Origin of the sequence: Halomonas sp. MCCC 1A11062 (assembly GCF_021404355.1) — a bacterium.
GTDB classification, from domain to species: domain Bacteria; phylum Pseudomonadota; class Gammaproteobacteria; order Pseudomonadales; family Halomonadaceae; genus Halomonas; species Halomonas aerodenitrificans.
In genome coordinates this window covers 85,410-100,322 of sequence record NZ_JABFTW010000009.1, presented here as the reverse complement: position 1 = coordinate 100,322, position 14,913 = coordinate 85,410, and the positions used below count along the sequence as shown (strand labels likewise).

General features: G+C 64.1%; 17 protein-coding genes and 2 tRNA genes. 14 read left to right on the top strand and 5 right to left on the bottom strand.

The window, feature by feature from the left end; all coding sequences use genetic code 11:
- Positions 1–140: 140 nt before the first annotated feature.
- From glpK to HOP58_RS11860, 3 genes are all read left to right on the top strand, one after another.
- Positions 141–1,622: a glycerol kinase GlpK gene (gene glpK / locus HOP58_RS11870; protein WP_234260375.1), complete on the top strand. Its 1,482-nt coding sequence runs from the start codon at positions 141–143 to the stop codon at positions 1,620–1,622.
- A gap of 111 nt (positions 1,623–1,733) precedes the next feature.
- Positions 1,734–1,810 (top strand) — tRNA-Val (locus HOP58_RS11865).
- A 42-nt stretch (positions 1,811–1,852) separates the two neighbouring features.
- Positions 1,853–1,929, top strand: a tRNA-Val gene (locus tag HOP58_RS11860).
- Positions 1,930–2,017: 88 nt separating this feature from the next.
- Here the strand turns inward: HOP58_RS11860 and HOP58_RS11855 are convergent.
- Positions 2,018–2,500: a GAF domain-containing protein gene (locus HOP58_RS11855; protein WP_234260374.1), complete on the bottom strand. Its 483-nt coding sequence runs from the start codon at positions 2,498–2,500 to the stop codon at positions 2,018–2,020.
- 106 nt (positions 2,501–2,606) lie between these two features.
- On the opposite strand from HOP58_RS11855, the gene HOP58_RS11850 reads away from it, so the two are divergent.
- Positions 2,607–2,906, top strand: coding sequence for an MTH1187 family thiamine-binding protein (locus HOP58_RS11850; protein ID WP_234260373.1), 300 nt, complete (start codon positions 2,607–2,609; stop codon positions 2,904–2,906).
- A 75-nt stretch (positions 2,907–2,981) separates the two neighbouring features.
- Here HOP58_RS11850 and HOP58_RS11845 read toward each other — a convergent pair whose 3' ends face one another.
- Genes HOP58_RS11845 through HOP58_RS11835 form a run of 3 tightly spaced genes read right to left on the bottom strand, consistent with a single transcriptional unit; the run spans position 2,982 to position 5,548 of the window.
- On the bottom strand, positions 2,982–3,797 hold the full coding sequence (locus HOP58_RS11845) for a MetQ/NlpA family ABC transporter substrate-binding protein (protein ID WP_234260372.1): 816 nt from the start codon (positions 3,795–3,797) through the stop codon (positions 2,982–2,984).
- 25 nt (positions 3,798–3,822) lie between these two features.
- A complete protein-coding gene (locus HOP58_RS11840; RefSeq protein WP_086509601.1) occupies positions 3,823–4,476 on the bottom strand; it encodes a methionine ABC transporter permease in 654 nt (217 codons plus the stop codon).
- Positions 4,457–5,548 carry a methionine ABC transporter ATP-binding protein gene (locus HOP58_RS11835; protein WP_026038112.1) on the bottom strand — a complete coding sequence of 364 codons (1,092 nt, stop codon included), beginning with the start codon at positions 5,546–5,548 and terminating at the stop codon, positions 4,457–4,459. Before HOP58_RS11835 ends, HOP58_RS11840 begins: the two co-directional genes overlap by 20 nt.
- Before the next feature lie 446 nt (positions 5,549–5,994).
- Here HOP58_RS11835 and HOP58_RS11830 point away from each other — a divergent pair, with 446 nt between their 5' ends.
- From HOP58_RS11830 to HOP58_RS11800, 7 genes are all read left to right on the top strand, one after another.
- Positions 5,995–6,624, top strand: coding sequence for a riboflavin synthase (locus HOP58_RS11830; RefSeq protein ID WP_010628311.1), 630 nt, complete (start codon positions 5,995–5,997; stop codon positions 6,622–6,624).
- Positions 6,625–6,826: 202 nt separating this feature from the next.
- Entirely contained in the window at positions 6,827–8,128 is a 1,302-nt protein-coding gene (locus HOP58_RS11825) for an NCS2 family permease (RefSeq protein WP_010628312.1), read from the top strand.
- Positions 8,129–8,150: 22 nt separating this feature from the next.
- Complete coding sequence (locus tag HOP58_RS11820) at positions 8,151–8,696, top strand: adenine phosphoribosyltransferase (RefSeq protein ID WP_086509607.1); 546 nt, start codon at positions 8,151–8,153, stop codon at positions 8,694–8,696.
- Positions 8,697–8,700: 4 nt separating this feature from the next.
- Positions 8,701–9,180 carry a xanthine phosphoribosyltransferase gene (gpt, locus tag HOP58_RS11815; protein WP_234260371.1) on the top strand — a complete coding sequence of 160 codons (480 nt, stop codon included), beginning with the start codon at positions 8,701–8,703 and terminating at the stop codon, positions 9,178–9,180.
- 19 nt (positions 9,181–9,199) lie between these two features.
- Positions 9,200–9,883, top strand: coding sequence for a uracil-DNA glycosylase (gene ung, locus HOP58_RS11810; RefSeq protein WP_234260370.1), 684 nt, complete (start codon positions 9,200–9,202; stop codon positions 9,881–9,883).
- Positions 9,884–9,992: 109 nt separating this feature from the next.
- Complete coding sequence (gene upp, locus HOP58_RS11805; protein WP_010628316.1) at positions 9,993–10,622, top strand: uracil phosphoribosyltransferase; 630 nt, start codon at positions 9,993–9,995, stop codon at positions 10,620–10,622.
- 249 nt (positions 10,623–10,871) lie between these two features.
- Positions 10,872–12,113 carry a uracil-xanthine permease family protein gene (locus HOP58_RS11800; protein WP_234260369.1) on the top strand — a complete coding sequence of 414 codons (1,242 nt, stop codon included), beginning with the start codon at positions 10,872–10,874 and terminating at the stop codon, positions 12,111–12,113.
- 3 nt (positions 12,114–12,116) lie between these two features.
- On the opposite strand, the gene HOP58_RS11795 is transcribed toward HOP58_RS11800, so the two are convergent.
- Positions 12,117–12,698 (bottom strand): cupin domain-containing protein, encoded by a 582-nt coding sequence (locus tag HOP58_RS11795; protein ID WP_010628318.1) that lies wholly within the window; start codon positions 12,696–12,698, stop codon positions 12,117–12,119.
- A gap of 139 nt (positions 12,699–12,837) precedes the next feature.
- Here HOP58_RS11795 and mobA point away from each other — a divergent pair, with 139 nt between their 5' ends.
- The 3 genes from mobA to moaC are packed head-to-tail and all read left to right on the top strand — an operon-like array spanning position 12,838 to position 14,910.
- Positions 12,838–13,461 (top strand): molybdenum cofactor guanylyltransferase MobA, encoded by a 624-nt coding sequence (gene mobA / locus HOP58_RS11790; protein ID WP_234260368.1) that lies wholly within the window; start codon positions 12,838–12,840, stop codon positions 13,459–13,461.
- Positions 13,462–13,466: 5 nt separating this feature from the next.
- Entirely contained in the window at positions 13,467–14,048 is a 582-nt protein-coding gene (gene mobB, locus HOP58_RS11785; RefSeq protein WP_010628320.1) for a molybdopterin-guanine dinucleotide biosynthesis protein B, read from the top strand.
- 52 nt (positions 14,049–14,100) lie between these two features.
- Positions 14,101–14,910 (top strand): cyclic pyranopterin monophosphate synthase MoaC, encoded by an 810-nt coding sequence (moaC, locus tag HOP58_RS11780; RefSeq protein WP_234260367.1) that lies wholly within the window; start codon positions 14,101–14,103, stop codon positions 14,908–14,910.
- Positions 14,911–14,913: the final 3 nt, after the last annotated feature.

The window sequence follows — 14,913 nt, the reverse complement described above, 5'->3', positions numbered from 1 at the left end:
CTATCGATCACGCGAGTGTAAGCGATTCGGTACGCTTGCGCAGGTATTCGAGGGATGGTTATACGAAAGTCGTAAAGCATTGCGAACATACTCGGGTACTCTTGGTGATCATAAACGAACATACAATGACAGGATGACTCATGGCCGACTATCTGCTTGCCATCGATCAGGGCACCACCAGTTCGCGCGCCATCCTCTTCGACCGTGGCGGCCATGTGATCCGAGCTGCGCAGCGCGAGTTTCCGCAGCACTTTCCCCACGATGGCTGGGTCGAGCACGACCCTGAAGACATCTGGGACACGGTGCTTGCGACCTGCCGGGAGGCGGTCGAGGGCTCTGGCGTTGAGCTGGACGAGATCGCCGGCGTCGGTATCACCAACCAGCGTGAAACCACGCTGCTGTGGGATCGTGCGACCGGCAAGCCGCTCTACAATGCCATCGTGTGGCAGGACCGACGCACCGCCGATTTCTGCCGCGAGCTGCAGAAAAAAGGACATGCCGAGCTGGTGCAATCGCACACGGGACTGCTGATCGATCCCTACTTCTCGGCAACCAAGCTGGCCTGGCTGCTGGATAACGTGGAAGGGGCGCGTGAGCGTGCCGAGCGGGGCGAGCTGGCCTTCGGCACGGTGGACACCTTCCTGCTGTGGCGTCTTACCGGAGGGCGGGTCCACGCCACGGATGCCACCAACGCCTCGCGCACCATGCTGTTCGATATCCATGCCCAGCAGTGGGACGACGAGCTGCTCGAGCTGTTCAGGATCCCCCATGGCTTGCTTCCCGAAGTGCGCGACAGCAGCGCCGACTTCGGCACCGTCGAGGCCCGCTGGCTGGGAGCGGAGCTTCCCATCGGCGGGGTGGTGGGCGACCAGCAGGCGGCGCTGGTCGGGCAGGCATGCTTCGAGCCCGGCATGGGCAAGAGCACCTACGGCACCGGTTGCTTCATGATCGTCAACACCGGCGACAGGCCGGCCAGATCGCGCAACCGCCTGCTCTCTACCGTGGCCTATCGCCTGAACGGCAAGACCACCTATGCCATGGAGGGCAGCATCTTCGTCGCCGGTGCTGCGGTGCAGTGGCTGCGCGACGGCTTGAAGCTGTTCAAGGATGCCGCCGAGACGGAGGCGCTGGCCAAGCAGACCCGCGCCGGACACAGCGTCTATCTGGTGCCGGCCTTCACCGGGCTGGGAGCGCCCCACTGGGACCCCAAGGCGAGAGGGGCGATCTTCGGCCTGACTCGCGACACCGGAATTGCCGAAATCGTGGCTGCCGGCCTGCAGGCGGTCTGCTATCAGACCCGCGACCTGCAAGCCTGCATGAGCGACGACATGGGCGTGCCACCGGGTACGCTGCGTGTCGACGGCGGCATGGTGGCCAACTCCTGGCTGGTTCAGTTCCTCGCCGACATGCTGGGGGTGCAGGTCGACCGGCCGACGGTGCTCGAGACGACCGCGTTGGGAGCCGCCTACATGGCCGGGCTGCGCTTCGGTTGGTACCGCGACTTGGAAGAGATCGCCGAGCTGTGGCGCTGCGAGCGCAGCTTCATGCCCAGCATGCCGGAAACCGAAAGGGAGCGACTCTATCGCGGCTGGCTCGAGGCGGTGGAGCGGGTAAAAAGCTAGTGCGAGGCTTGCAAAATCCAGCGATATCGGTAAGATATGCATCCGTTGCCGCAGCTGAATTGGCGGGCAACGGGTAAACGAGAAAGAACGAAAGACGAGAAAGCCGAACACAGGACCATAGCTCAGTTGGTTAGAGCGCCACGTTGACATCGTGGAGGTCGGCGGTTCAAATCCGCCTGGTCCTACCAGCTTTCTCTATCGGCTTTTTCGATACGGTTTCACATAGTTTCAGGACCATAGCTCAGTTGGTTAGAGCGCCACGTTGACATCGTGGAGGTCAGCGGTTCAAATCCGCTTGGTCCTACCAGCATTCCGAAACGCCCCCTGGCATCTGCCAGGGGGCGTTCCACTTTCCGGCACCTGCGTTTTCCCCCCCCCAGGCCGACGGCTTTTCCTTACCAGGCGAGTGAGAAGTCGGGCAGGTCGCTGCGTCTGACGAATACCTCGACCAAGGCTTCCAGGCCTTCTTGATCGGCGGCGCTGAAGCGCCCGCGTCGTGGGCTGTCGAGATCCAGCACGCCCCACAGCGTTTCGCCGCACAGAATCGGCACCACCAGCTCCGCGTTCGACGCCGCATCGCAGGCGATGTGATCGGCGATGGCATGCACGTCGTCGATACGCTGGGTCTCACGGCTCCTGGCGGCGGCGCCGCACACGCCCTTGCTGAAGGGGATGGGGTTGCAGGCCGGCTTGCCCTGGAAGGGGCCGAGGGTGAGCAGCTCGGGCTGGCGCTGCAGGTAGAAACCGACCCAGTTGAGGTCCGGCACCTGCTGCATGATGAAGGCGCAGGTCTGGGCGCTGTTGGTCAGCCAGTCGCGGGCGTCCAGCAGGGCCTCGAGTTGACGGGTCAGCAGCGGGTAGGGCGTGTCCGGTGCCATGGGTGCTCCTGTTCTATCTGCTCGCAGATTAGAGGTTTGAACAATGGGCTGAGCGACACTAGCTTTCGGGTGAGGGAAAGCCGTAGGTCAATCAGGAGGATTGAGTATGCATGTGGTTGCCGATGTCAACGTGACCCCGATCGGGGCGGGAGCTTCGCTGTCGTCTCATATCGCCGCCTGCGAAGAGGTGATAGAGGAGGCTGGGCTCAAGTATCGCCTGCACGCCCACGGGACCAATATCGAAGGTTCCTGGGAAGAGGTGATGAAGGTGATCCAGCGCTGTCACGACGTGCTGCACGAGCGCGGTGCGCCACGGGTGGACAGCGCGATTCGTATCGCCACGGCTACCGATAAGGATCAGAGCCTAGAGGAGCGGATCGGCAAGGTCGAGCGCAAGATCGGCTGAGTCCGGCACCTGCCAAACGAACGGGCCGACGCATGGCGTCGGCCCGTTGTCACTCGTCAGAAGCGCAGCGCGGCATCACTGCCAGCCGGGCACGGCGCCACCATCGAACAGTTCCTGTGCCTTGGCGGCCACCTCTTCGCTCTGGTAGGCAGAGACCAGCTGCTGGATCTCTTCACGCTCCTCGTCGCCGGCACGTACCGCGATCAGGTTGACGTAGGGAGACTCGGCGCCTTCCTGAATCAGCGCATCGTCCAGGCGCAGCCCGGCGGGCTGGGCGAAGGTATTGTTGATGAAGGCGAGGTCCACGTCGGTCAGCACGCGCGGCAGCTGAGCGGCCTCGATCTCGCGGAAGCGCAGGCCGAGCGGGTTCTCGACCACGTTGATCGGGGTGGCCTCGAGGTTCTCGGGGTCGTCCAGCTCGATCAGGCCGGCGTTGTGCATCAGGATCATCGCGCGGCCGCCGTTGGTGGGGTCATTGGGCAGGGCGACGATGGCGCGCTCGGGCAGCTCTTCGATGCTGTCGTGGCGCTCGGAGTAGGCGCCGATCGGATAGACGAAGGTGTAGCCGGCAACGGCCAAGTCGTAGCCGCGATCTTCGATCATGCTGCGCAGATAGGGCTCGTGCTGGAAGGCGTTGGCATCCAGGCTGCCGTCGGCCAGTGCGGCGTTGGGCGAGACGTAGTCGGTGAACTCGATGACCTCGACTTCGAGGTCGTAGCGCTCGCGGGCGATCTGGACGGCCACTTCCATCACCTCCGACTCGGGGCCGGACATGGTGCCTACCTTGATCGAGCGCGTTTCGGTCGCGCCGTCGTCGTTGCCGCAGCCGGCAACCAGAATGGCGCTGGCCAGAGTGGCGGCGCCGAACAGGCGGGTCAGGGTCACTTGCATGGGGTCGTTCTCCTTGGGTGTGGCGTCACTTGCGATCCGATTTGCGTACCAGATAATCCCCGAGGCTCTGGAAGCCCTGCACCATGACCACCAGAATGGCCACGGTGATCAGCATGACGGTGGGGTTGAAGCGGTTGTAGCCATAACGAATGCCCAGATCGCCCAGGCCGCCGCCACCCACGGCGCCGGCCATGGCCGAGTAGCTCACCAGGGTGACGACGGTGATCGTCAGCCCGGTGATGATGCCGCCGCGGGCCTCCGGCAGCAGCACCTTGGTGATCACCTGATGCGGCGTGGCGCCCATCGACTGGGCGGCTTCCACCAGACCGGGCGGGATCTCGTTGAGCGCACCTTCCACCAGTCGGGCGACGAAGGGAATGGCGGCGATGGTCAGCGGCACGATGGCGGCATTGGTGCCGATAGAGGTGCCCACGATCATTCGGGTGAAGGGGATGATCGCCACCATCAGGATGATGAAGGGGATCGAGCGACCGATGTTGGTCACCATGCCCAGCACCTGGTTGAGCACCGGGCGGGCCAGGATCTGGCGCGGGCGGGTGACGTACAGCAGCACGCCCAGCGGCACGCCGAGCAGCGCCGAGATGATGCCCGACACTGCGACCATGTAGAGCGTATCCAGGGTCGCCTGGAGGATCAGATCAATCATCGCGCTGGACATGGCCGAGCACCTCCACATGCAGGTCGTGGTCTTCGAGATAGTCGATGGCGCGGCGGGTCTGCTCGGGAGGGCCGAGCAGCTCGGCGATCATCAGCCCCAGCGTGCGCTCCTGAATCGACTCCACCTTGGCCTGAAGGATGCTGACGTCGACCCCGCATTCGCGCGCCAGGCGCGAGATCAGCGGCGTGGAAACCGTATCGCCGGAGAACGCCAGGCGCACCACCGGGTGGGTATGCTCGCCGGGGGCGTCTTCGAGGCGTTCGATCAGCGCCTTGGGCGGCTCCAGTTGGAGGAAGTCGTTGAGGAACTCGCGGCCCAGACGGGTGCGCGGGGCGGTGAAGAAGTCGCCGACCTCGGCCTCTTCCACCAGCTCGCCGTCGGAGATCAGGCTGACCCGATGGCAGATCGACTTGACCACTTCCATCTCGTGGGTAATCAGCAGGATGGTCAGACCCAGCTTCTGGTTGATGTCGCGCAGCAGGGTCAGGATCGAGCCCGTGGTCTGCGGGTCCAGCGCCGAGGTCGCCTCGTCGCACAGCAGTACGCGGGGCTCGCTGGCCAGCGCCCGGGCGATGGCCACGCGCTGCTTCTGGCCGCCGGAGAGCTGGGCCGGATACTGGCGTGCCTTGTCGGTCAGGCCGGTGAGCTCGAGCAGCGGCAGCACGCGCTCGCGGATGGCCGCGCGCTTCATGCCCATCAGCTCCAGAGGCAGGGCGACGTTGGCAAAGACGTTGCGCGTCGTCAGCAGGTTGAAGTGCTGAAAGATCATGCCGATGCGATGGCGCGCCTGGTTGAGCTGGCTGTTGGAGAGGGTGGTCATCTCCTGGCCGTCGACGACGACGCTGCCGCTGGAAGGGCGCTCGAGCAGGTTGACGCAGCGAATCAGGGTCGACTTGCCGGCGCCGGAGAGGCCGATGACACCATGGATGCTGCCCGCCGGAACGTGAAGGTCGACGTTCTTCAGCGCCTCGATGGTGCGGGCCGAGGTGTCGCGTCGGCGGGCAGCGAACGGCAGCCGGCCTCTGGGGCCGGTGAGATGATAGGTCTTGGAAACGTTGCTTAGCGTGATCATCTGGCTTCCTGAGAGGCCGTGCCGGTGGGGCGGGCGCAGCGAGAGCCAGAATGGATAGCCGTAACGAAAAAAAAGGCCACCCTGGCGGGTGGCCATCAACGCTGGACACACCCTTTTAGCTGCACTTCACGCGGCAGACGAAAGCCGTCTGCATCGTGGGCGCCCGCAAGCCGGGTACAAATCGGCGCCTGAAATGTGAGGCGGCATAGTAAGACCAAAGACGTAACATGTCAACGGGAGCGAAAGATGCTTCGGTTCGTCAGGCGAACATGTGGTGAAAAACACTAAAAAGTGCTCTTCAGACGTGGATTCCTATTGGAATGCTCTGCTGGATGACACGCCTTTGGGGAAGCGCCCGTTGACGGATGGACGTCTGTGGCGCGAATTCTTACACTGCGAGCCCCATCCACTTCTCTCCCTCGACCGGGAGGCGCGCAGGAGACGTCATGTTCACAGGCATCGTTCAAGGCACGGCCGAGATCGTCGCCATCAAGGAAGCCGAGGCATTCCGCACTCATGTCGTGAGCTTGCCGCAATCTCTGCGCGAGGGGCTGGAGCTCGGCGCTTCGGTGGCCCACAACGGCGTCTGCCTTACGGTGACGGCCATCGACGGCGACCGGGTCAGCTTCGACCTGATGCGCGAGACGCTGCGGGTGACCAACCTTGGTGCACTGGGCGAGGGCGATCGCGTCAATATCGAGCGGGCGGCACGCTTCGGCGACGAGATCGGCGGCCACGCCATGTCCGGTCATGTCATGGCCATGGCCGAGCTGGTCGAGCTGGATCAGGCGCCGAACAACCGGCGGCTGTGGTTCGAGGTGCCCCATGCGCTGGGCCGCTTCCTGTTCGACAAGGGCTACATCGGCGTCGATGGCATCAGCCTGACGATCGGCGCCACGAGGCCCGCCACGGCTGCTCACGGGCCGCGCTTCTGCGTCGACCTGATACCCGAGACCCTGGAGCGCACCATTCTGGTGGACCGCGTGCCTGGCGATAGGGTCAACATCGAGATCGACCCCCAGACCCAGGCCATCGTGGAAACCGTGGAAAGGGTATTGGCCGCACGCGGCGTGTGAGAACACCATTCAAATGACCGTTTCGTCAAGATTGCGTTGGTAGCCGTGCTGGCGAATGGCGCAGAGTTTGCTTATACAGAGCGAATCGTGCCGCACAAGGTAAGCAATCTCGGCCTCGCATCTAAAGGGGGCTTTGGGTACCATGTGCGGCTTTTCTCGCCCCCTGGTCGCTAACCAGCACTCGTGCGCAGGAATGCCAAAAATGAAGAACATCCTCGAAAGACACTTCAAGCTGACGGAACACAACACCAGCGTGAAGACAGAGGTCATTGCCGGGATCACCACCTTCCTGACCATGGCCTACATCATCTTCGTCAACCCCAGCATTCTTTCCGAAACCGGCATGGACTATGGCGCGGTGTTCGTCGCCACCTGTTTGGCGGCCGCCGTCGGCTGTCTGGTCATGGGGCTGTGGGCCAACTATCCCATCGCTCAGGCGCCGGGCATGGGGCTCAACGCCTTCTTCACCTACGGTGTCGTGCTGGGCATGGGCTACAGCTGGGAAGCGGCGCTGGGGGCCGTGTTCCTGTCCGGCTTCTGTTTCCTGCTGCTCAGCATCTTCAAGGTGCGCGAGTGGATCATCCACTCCATTCCGCTCTCCCTGCGCCTCGGCATTGCCGCCGGTATCGGCCTGTTCCTGGCCATGATCGCGCTTAAAAATGCCGGCATCGTGGTGTCCAATCCGGCCACCTACGTGGCGCTCGGCGATCTTTCCCAGCCGGCTGCCATCTACGCGCTGCTGGGTTTCTTCGCCATCACCGCCATGGCCTATCTGAAAATCACCGGGGCCGTGATGATCGGCATTCTCGGAGTGACGGTGCTGGCCATGATTCTGGGCCACAACCAGTACGGCGGCCTGATGTCGATGCCGCCCTCCATTGCACCGACCTTCATGGCCATGGACCTCATGGGTGCACTCGACGTGGCCATGCTCAGCGTCATCTTCGCTTTCCTGTTCGTCGATCTGTTCGACACCTCCGGCACCCTGGTGGGGGTGGCGCACAAGGGTGGTCTGCTCGACAAGGACGGCAAGCTGCCGCGCCTGAACCGTGCCATGATCTCCGACAGTAGCGCCTCCATGGCCGGTGCGGTGCTGGGTACCTCGACCACGACCAGCTATATCGAGTCCACCGCCGGTATCGCCGCAGGTGGGCGCACCGGCCTGACCGCGGTCGTCGTGGCCGGTCTGTTCCTGATCAGCCTGTTCTTCGCGCCGCTGGCGGGTTCCATTCCAGCCTACGCCACCGCCGGCGCGCTGCTCTATGTGGCGGTGCTGATGGCCGGCAGTCTTGCCCATGCCAATTGGGACGACCCGACCGACGCCGCGCCGGTGTTGATCGCCGCACTGGCCATGCCGCTGACCTTCTCCATCGCCGAAGGCATCGCGCTTGGCTTCATCAGCTACGCTGCTATCAAGACCCTTTCCGGACGCTTCCGCGACCTCAATCCGGCGGTGGTCGTGCTGGCGATCCTGTTCGTATTGAAGTTCCTGTTCCTAGACTGACATTCCCTCACCGAGACCCGCGATGAGCATTTACGGCGACTACATCAAGTCCGTGATCCGAACCGTCCCCGACTGGCCGCAGCAGGGGGTCAACTTCCGCGATATCACTCCGCTGCTGCAGAACAGCTCTGCCTTTCGCAAGCTGATCGACAGCTTCGTGCATCGCTATCAGGAGATGGAGCTCGATGCCATCGCGGCCATCGACGCGCGCGGCTTCATCATCGGGGCGCCCGTCGCCTATGAGCTCGGCTGCAGCTTCGTGCCGGTACGCAAGAAGGGCAAGCTGCCGTTCCGCACCATCAGCGAGACCTATACGCTGGAGTACGGTCAGGCCGAGGTGGAGCTGCACTCCGATGCTTTCCGTCAGGGGGATCGGATCCTGATCATGGACGATCTGATCGCCACCGGCGGCACCATGCTTGCTGCCGCCAAGCTCATCACCCGTTCGGGCGGCCAGGTGGTGGAAACCGCCACCATCATCGACCTGCCCGAGATCGGCGGGTCGGCAAGGATCCGTGAGGCAGGCTTCGGCGTCTTTGCGGTCTGTTCCTTCAATGAGGATGAGTGACGTCATGAGCCATGCCCGCTATCACCAGCACTTCACCGTTTCCTGGGATCAACTCCACCGTGACGTGCGCGAACTGTGCCATCGTCTGGTCGAGCGCGATTTCAAGGGCATCGTGGCGATCACCCGCGGCGGGCTGATTCCGGCGGCGCTGATTGCCCGCGAGCTCAACGTGCGGCTGATCGATACCGTCTGCATCAGCAGCTACGAGCACATGGAGCAGGGTGGCCTGGACGTGATGAAGGGCGTCGATCATGACGGCGACGGCTGGCTGCTGGTCGACGACCTGGTCGATACCGGCAAGACGGCGCGCAAGGTACGCGAAATGCTGCCCAAGGCGCACTTCGTCACCGTCTATGCCAAGCCCGAAGGGCGCCCGCTGGTGGATCAGTATCTGACCGAAGTGGCCCAGGACTGCTGGATTCAGTTTCCTTGGGACATGGGGGTGGCCTACGTCGAGCCGCTGGTCGACCAAGTCAAGCGTTAGGCGACATAGAGTCGAGAACATGAGCTGTCCATTACCCGAGAGTTGGGAGCGCTGGCTGGGAGACGAGTTCCAGGCTCCCTACATGCACACGCTGCGTGACTTCCTGGCGGCGGAGAAGGCCGCCAGGAAGGTGATCTACCCGCACTCCTCGAACTGGTTCCGCGCCTTCGAGCTGACGCCGCTGGAGCGGGTCAAGGTGGTGATCCTGGGGCAGGACCCCTACCACGGACCCAATCAGGCGCATGGCTTGTGTTTCTCGGTTCGCCCAGGGGTCCCGGCGCCGCCCTCGCTGGTCAACATCTACAAGGAGCTGGTCGCCGATGTCGGCTTCCAGCCGGTAGATCACGGTAACCTCGAGCACTGGGCGCGACAGGGCGTGCTGCTGCTCAACACCTCGCTGACGGTGGAGCAGGGCAACGCCGGCTCGCATCGGGGCAGGGGCTGGGAGCACTTCACCGATCGCGCCATCGAGACGGTCAACGCCCACGCCGAACCCTCGGTGTTCCTGCTGTGGGGCAGTCACGCCCGCCAGAAGAAGGCGCTGGTCGACACCACGCGGCATCTGGTGCTGGAGTCGCCGCACCCGTCGCCGCTCTCGGCGCACCGGGGGTTCTTCGGTAATCGGCACTTTTCCCGCGCCAATGCCTTCCTGCAAGCGAACGGCCGTGAACCGATCGATTGGCAGCTACCTGCAGAGCCCTGAAGCCGGCTGGCCGGCTCTGCCTTAAACTCTCGGCAGGATGAGAGTAAAATGCGCGCGACTCGTCCATGCGACGCAGGTCGCCACTTCCACCCACGCCAAGAGGTCCGTCATGAGCGTCCATGCCATTCAACATCCGCTGGTCCAGCACAAGCTGGGTCTGATGCGCGAAGCCGGCATCAGCACCAAGAGCTTTCGCGAGCTGGCCGGCGAGCTGGCCAAGCTGCTGACCTATGAGGCGACCCAGGATCTCGAGCTGGAAGAGCAGGACATCGACGGCTGGAGCGGCAAGCCGATTCCGGTGAAGCTGCTGAAGGGCAAGAAGGTCACCATCGTGCCGATTCTGCGCGCCGGGCTGGGCATGCTGGATGGCGTGACCGACCTGATCCCCAGCGCCCGGATCAGCGTGGTGGGGCTCTATCGCGATGAAGAGACGCTGGAGCCGGTACCGTACTTCGCCAAGTTTGCCAATGACCTCGACGAGCGCATGGCCATCGTCATCGACCCCATGCTGGCGACCGGCGGCACCATGGTGGCCACCCTGGACATGCTGCGTGACCGCGGCTGCCAGCAAATGAAGGTCATCGTGCTGGTGGCGGCTCCAGAAGGCATCAAGCGGGTGCAGGACGCCTATCCCGACATCGAGATCTACACCGCCGCGGTGGACGATCACCTCGACGAGAACGGCTATATCGTGCCGGGCCTCGGCGATGCGGGTGACAAGATCTTCGGCACCCGCTAGGGAAACACTGCACAAATGCCTGCGCGAGCGAATCGCTGCGTTGCGCGGTGCGCGGAATCCTCACATATACCCCATATGCTCCGGTTCCTGTGCTCCGTGCGCCTTGCGCTTCATCTCGCTCGTCGATTTGTTCAGCGCTTCCCTAGGTCGAAGAAATGGAGTACACGCCCCTGAGATCGCGATCCAGGGGCGTTTTTCTGGGCAGGACGCCTTCGAGCCAACGACACGACAAAAGAAGGAAAACACCCCATGAACGAACACGTGGCGGCTGCGCAGGCGCCTGCCGAATCCCTGCCCAGGGTGCTGCTGACCGGGGCGCAAATGCTCTTCGTCGCTTTCGGCGCGCTGGTGCTGGTGCCGCTCTTGACCGGACTCGACCCCAGCGTGGCGCTGTTCACCGCCGGGGTGGGTACCCTGGTGTTCCACGGCGTGACCAAGGTGACCGTGCCGGTCTTCCTGGCTTCGTCGTTCGCCTTCATCGCCCCGATCCAGGGCTCGGTGGTCAATTTCGGCGTGCCGGCCACCATGGGCGGGCTGATGGCGGCGGGGCTGGTCTACGTGGCGATCTCACAGGCGGTACGCCTGAAGGGCACGGCCTGGCTGCATCGCCTGCTGCCACCCGTGGTGGTGGGGCCGGTGATCATGGTGATCGGTCTGGCCCTGGCGCCGGTGGCGGTGAGCATGGCCACCGGCGAGACCAGCGACAATATCGGCTATGGGCCGGCGATCTTTCTCTCCATGGTGAGTCTGCTGGTGACTCTGGTGCTGGCCGTGTTCGGTCGCGGCTTGCTGCGGCTGGTGCCGATCATGGGCGGCATCGTCACCGGCTACGTCCTGGCCTTGCTGATGGGCGTGGTCGACTTCACGCCGGTGCGGGACGCGGCCTGGCTGGCCATGCCTGCGTTCACGGCGCCAAGCTTCCACTGGGCGGCGATTCTGTTCATGATCCCCGTGGCCATCGCGCCTGCGGTCGAGCATATCGGCGACATGATTGCCATCGGCTCGGTCACGCGCAAGAACTACCTGGAAAAGCCCGGCCTGCACCGTACCCTGCTGGGTGACGGTCTGGCGACCACCACTGCGGCGCTGTTCGGCGGTCCGCCCAACACCACCTATTCCGAAGTGACCGGTGCGGTGACCCTGACCCGTGCCTTCAACCCCAGGATCATGGTGGTAGCCGCCTGCATCGCCATCGCGCTGGCTTTCGTGGCCAAGCTGGGCGCACTGCTGCAGACCATCCCCGGCCCGGTGATGGGCGGTATCATGACCCTGCTGTTCGGCTCCATTGCCGTGGTCGGCATGAACACCCTGGTGCGCGCCGGGCACTCTCTTACCGCGCCGCGCAACCTGGTGGTGGTATCGCTGATCCTGGTGTTCGGCATCGGCGGCATGCAGTTCGGTGGTGGCCAGTTCACCCTGCAGGGCGTGAGCCTCGCCGCGCTGGTGGGCATCGTGTTGAACTGGGTGCTGCCCACCGCCGACGAGGAGTGATCCTCACGTATGGTGCAACTCCTTGCCGCCTTCGGAAAAGGTGGGCGGGGAGTTGGCGCTGACGATCACGCACTCCGCATCGCCCACATTGCGGAAGCGGTGGGGCAGGCGTGAATCGAAGTAGTAGGCGTCGCCGGCGCGCAGCAGGCGAGTTTCGCCGGCTACGGTGAGCTCGATCTCGCCGGCGACGATCACGCCGCCCTCCTCGCCATCGTGCTCAAGCATGTCCCCGCCGGTATCCGCTCCAGGAGGGTAGCGCTCATGAATGATCGACATGCTGCGATCCGGGCGGCGTGCCGCCACCAGCCGCCATGAGAGATGGCCGTCGCCGATCTCGGTGAGCTCCTCGGCGGGATAGAAAGCGCGCGGCGGTGAGGGCTCGTCGCCGGCAAAGAACGCGCTGATCGATACCGGCAGGGCATCGAGAATCTTTTTCAGCGAGCTCACCGAGGGGCTGACGCTGTTCTGCTCGATCAGCGAAATGGTGCTGTTGGTAACCCCGGCTCGCTTGGCCAGTTCACGCTGGGACAGCTTGCGTGTCTTGCGCAATTCGCGCAGACGTGTCCCTACATCAAATCCTTCCATTGTCAGGTCCAGAACGTTCGATTTGTTTGACACATGATACCCGTTAGCTGCGCCTTGGATAAGATGACCTTGATCATGGCAATGCCCATGTTCGGTACGGCGCCGTGGAAGCGGCGCGCGGGCTGAGGCATGATGGGGTATGACCGATCGATCAGAAAACGCGATACCCAACCCTCTTACCGACGTGACCGGCCTGATCCTGGCCGGCGGTGAGGGTCGACGGATGGGCGGGCGAGACAAGGGGCTCGAGCCGCTTCGTGGCGTCGCGCTGGTAAGTCACGTGCAGGCGCGATTCGCCGGCAGGGTAGCCGAGGTGCTGATCAGTGCCAATCGGCACCTCGACGACTATCGCCGGCTGGCCGGGCGGGTGGTGCCCGATGCCTTGGGGGGCTTCCAGGGGCCGCTGATGGGTATCTACAGCGGCCTGCTCGCTGCCGGTACGCCCTGGGTGCTGGTGGTACCCTGCGACACGCCGGCGCTGCCGGACGATCTGGTGGCGAGAATGGTCGCCGGCATCGGCGAGCATCGCATCGCCGTGGCCCATGACGGTGAACGCCTGCACCCCGTGGTCATGCTGCTCGAGCGCTCGCTGGCCGACGACCTGCATGCCGCCCTGCAGGCAGGAGAGCGCAAGGTCGGTCGCTGGGTCGAGCGCCATGCCTGGATCGCCATTGATTTCAGTGACTGTCCGGACGCCTTCATCAACCTGAACAGCGAAGATGACAAGCGGCGCCTGGAGATGCGCCCGAACGAGGAGAGTTGACCCTGATGTCTCGAACGCAGCCAGCCGCGCTTGGCTTCGACGATGCACTGCCGCTGCTGGGGATTGCCGCCTGGAGCGGTACCGGCAAGACTACGCTGCTGGAAGCGTTGCTGCCGCGCCTTGCCGCGCGTGGCCTGCGTACGGCCGTGATCAAGCATGCGCATCATGAATTCGATGTCGACCAGCCGGGCAAGGACAGTCATCGCCTGCGGCAGGCGGGAGCGGCCCCGATGCTGGTTGCGTCACGGGCCAGGTGGGCCATGATGATGGAAACGCCCGAGAGTGAGGAGGCCGATCTTGCGCAGCTGATCGACGTCGTGCGCAGCCAGCGGCCCGACCTGGTGCTGGTAGAGGGCTTCAAGGCCTGGCCCCTGCCGAAGCTGGAACTCTACCGTGAGGCCGTCGGCAAGACGCTGCGAGTGGCCGAGGATCCGTGGATCAAGGCCGTGGCGAGCCAGCCCCGGGTGGCGCTACCGCCGGGGGTCGAATGGCTCGACCTCGACGACCTGAACGCCATTGCCGCCTGGGTGGCGGCCTGGCCGGCACGCTGGCCGGCCGAGTGCGCGCCTCGCGATGCCATCCGCTGACGCGCTTCATCTTGAACCGACAACTGCCCAACCGATCCCGAGGCTGCACCCCATGAGTCTGACCCATCTCAATACGCGCGGCGAAGCCCATATGGTCGATGTCGCTGACAAGCCGGAAAGCCGCCGCGAGGCGACCGCTTCAGGCCATATCCAGATGAAGCCCGAGACCCTGGCGCTGCTGAGCGAGGGTGGGCTGCCCAAGGGGGATGTGCTGGCCACCGCGCGTATCGCCGGCATTCAGGCGGCCAAGCGCACCCACGAGCTGATTCCGCTCTGCCACGCCTTGGCGCTCTCCAAGGTGACGGTGGATTTCCACTTGGATGAGCAGAATAGCCGCGTCGAGGTCGTCGCCACGTGTCGCCTCAATGGGCGTACCGGTGTGGAGATGGAGGCGCTGACGGCCGTCTCGGTGGCCTGTCTGACGCTCTATGACATGTGCAAAGCGGTCGACAAGGACATGGAGATCGGCGCCATCCACCTGGATGCCAAACAGGGCGGCAAGTCGGGAGATTATCGGCGCCAGGTGGAGTCGACAACGGCCCCCATCGTGACGGGCGAGGGTGCGGCCGGGCAGGTCTCGGTGGGCAGCCGCTGCGACATCGACTCGGCCTGCGTACGGGTGAAGTTCCTGGCCGAATTGCGTGAGCGCCTGGGTGTCAGCGATCTCACTCTGCCGTTGGACAGCCTGCCGAGTACCGATGTCGGCGGCTTGAAGAGTGAGCTGGTGAAGCGCGATCCCCGCTTTGCCCATCTCAGCGAGGGTCGGGTGCTGTGTGCGGTCAATCAGGTCATGGCGTTGGATGCGACTCCCATCACCAACGACGATGAAGTGGCGTTCTTTCCGCCGGTGACGGGAGGTTGAGGC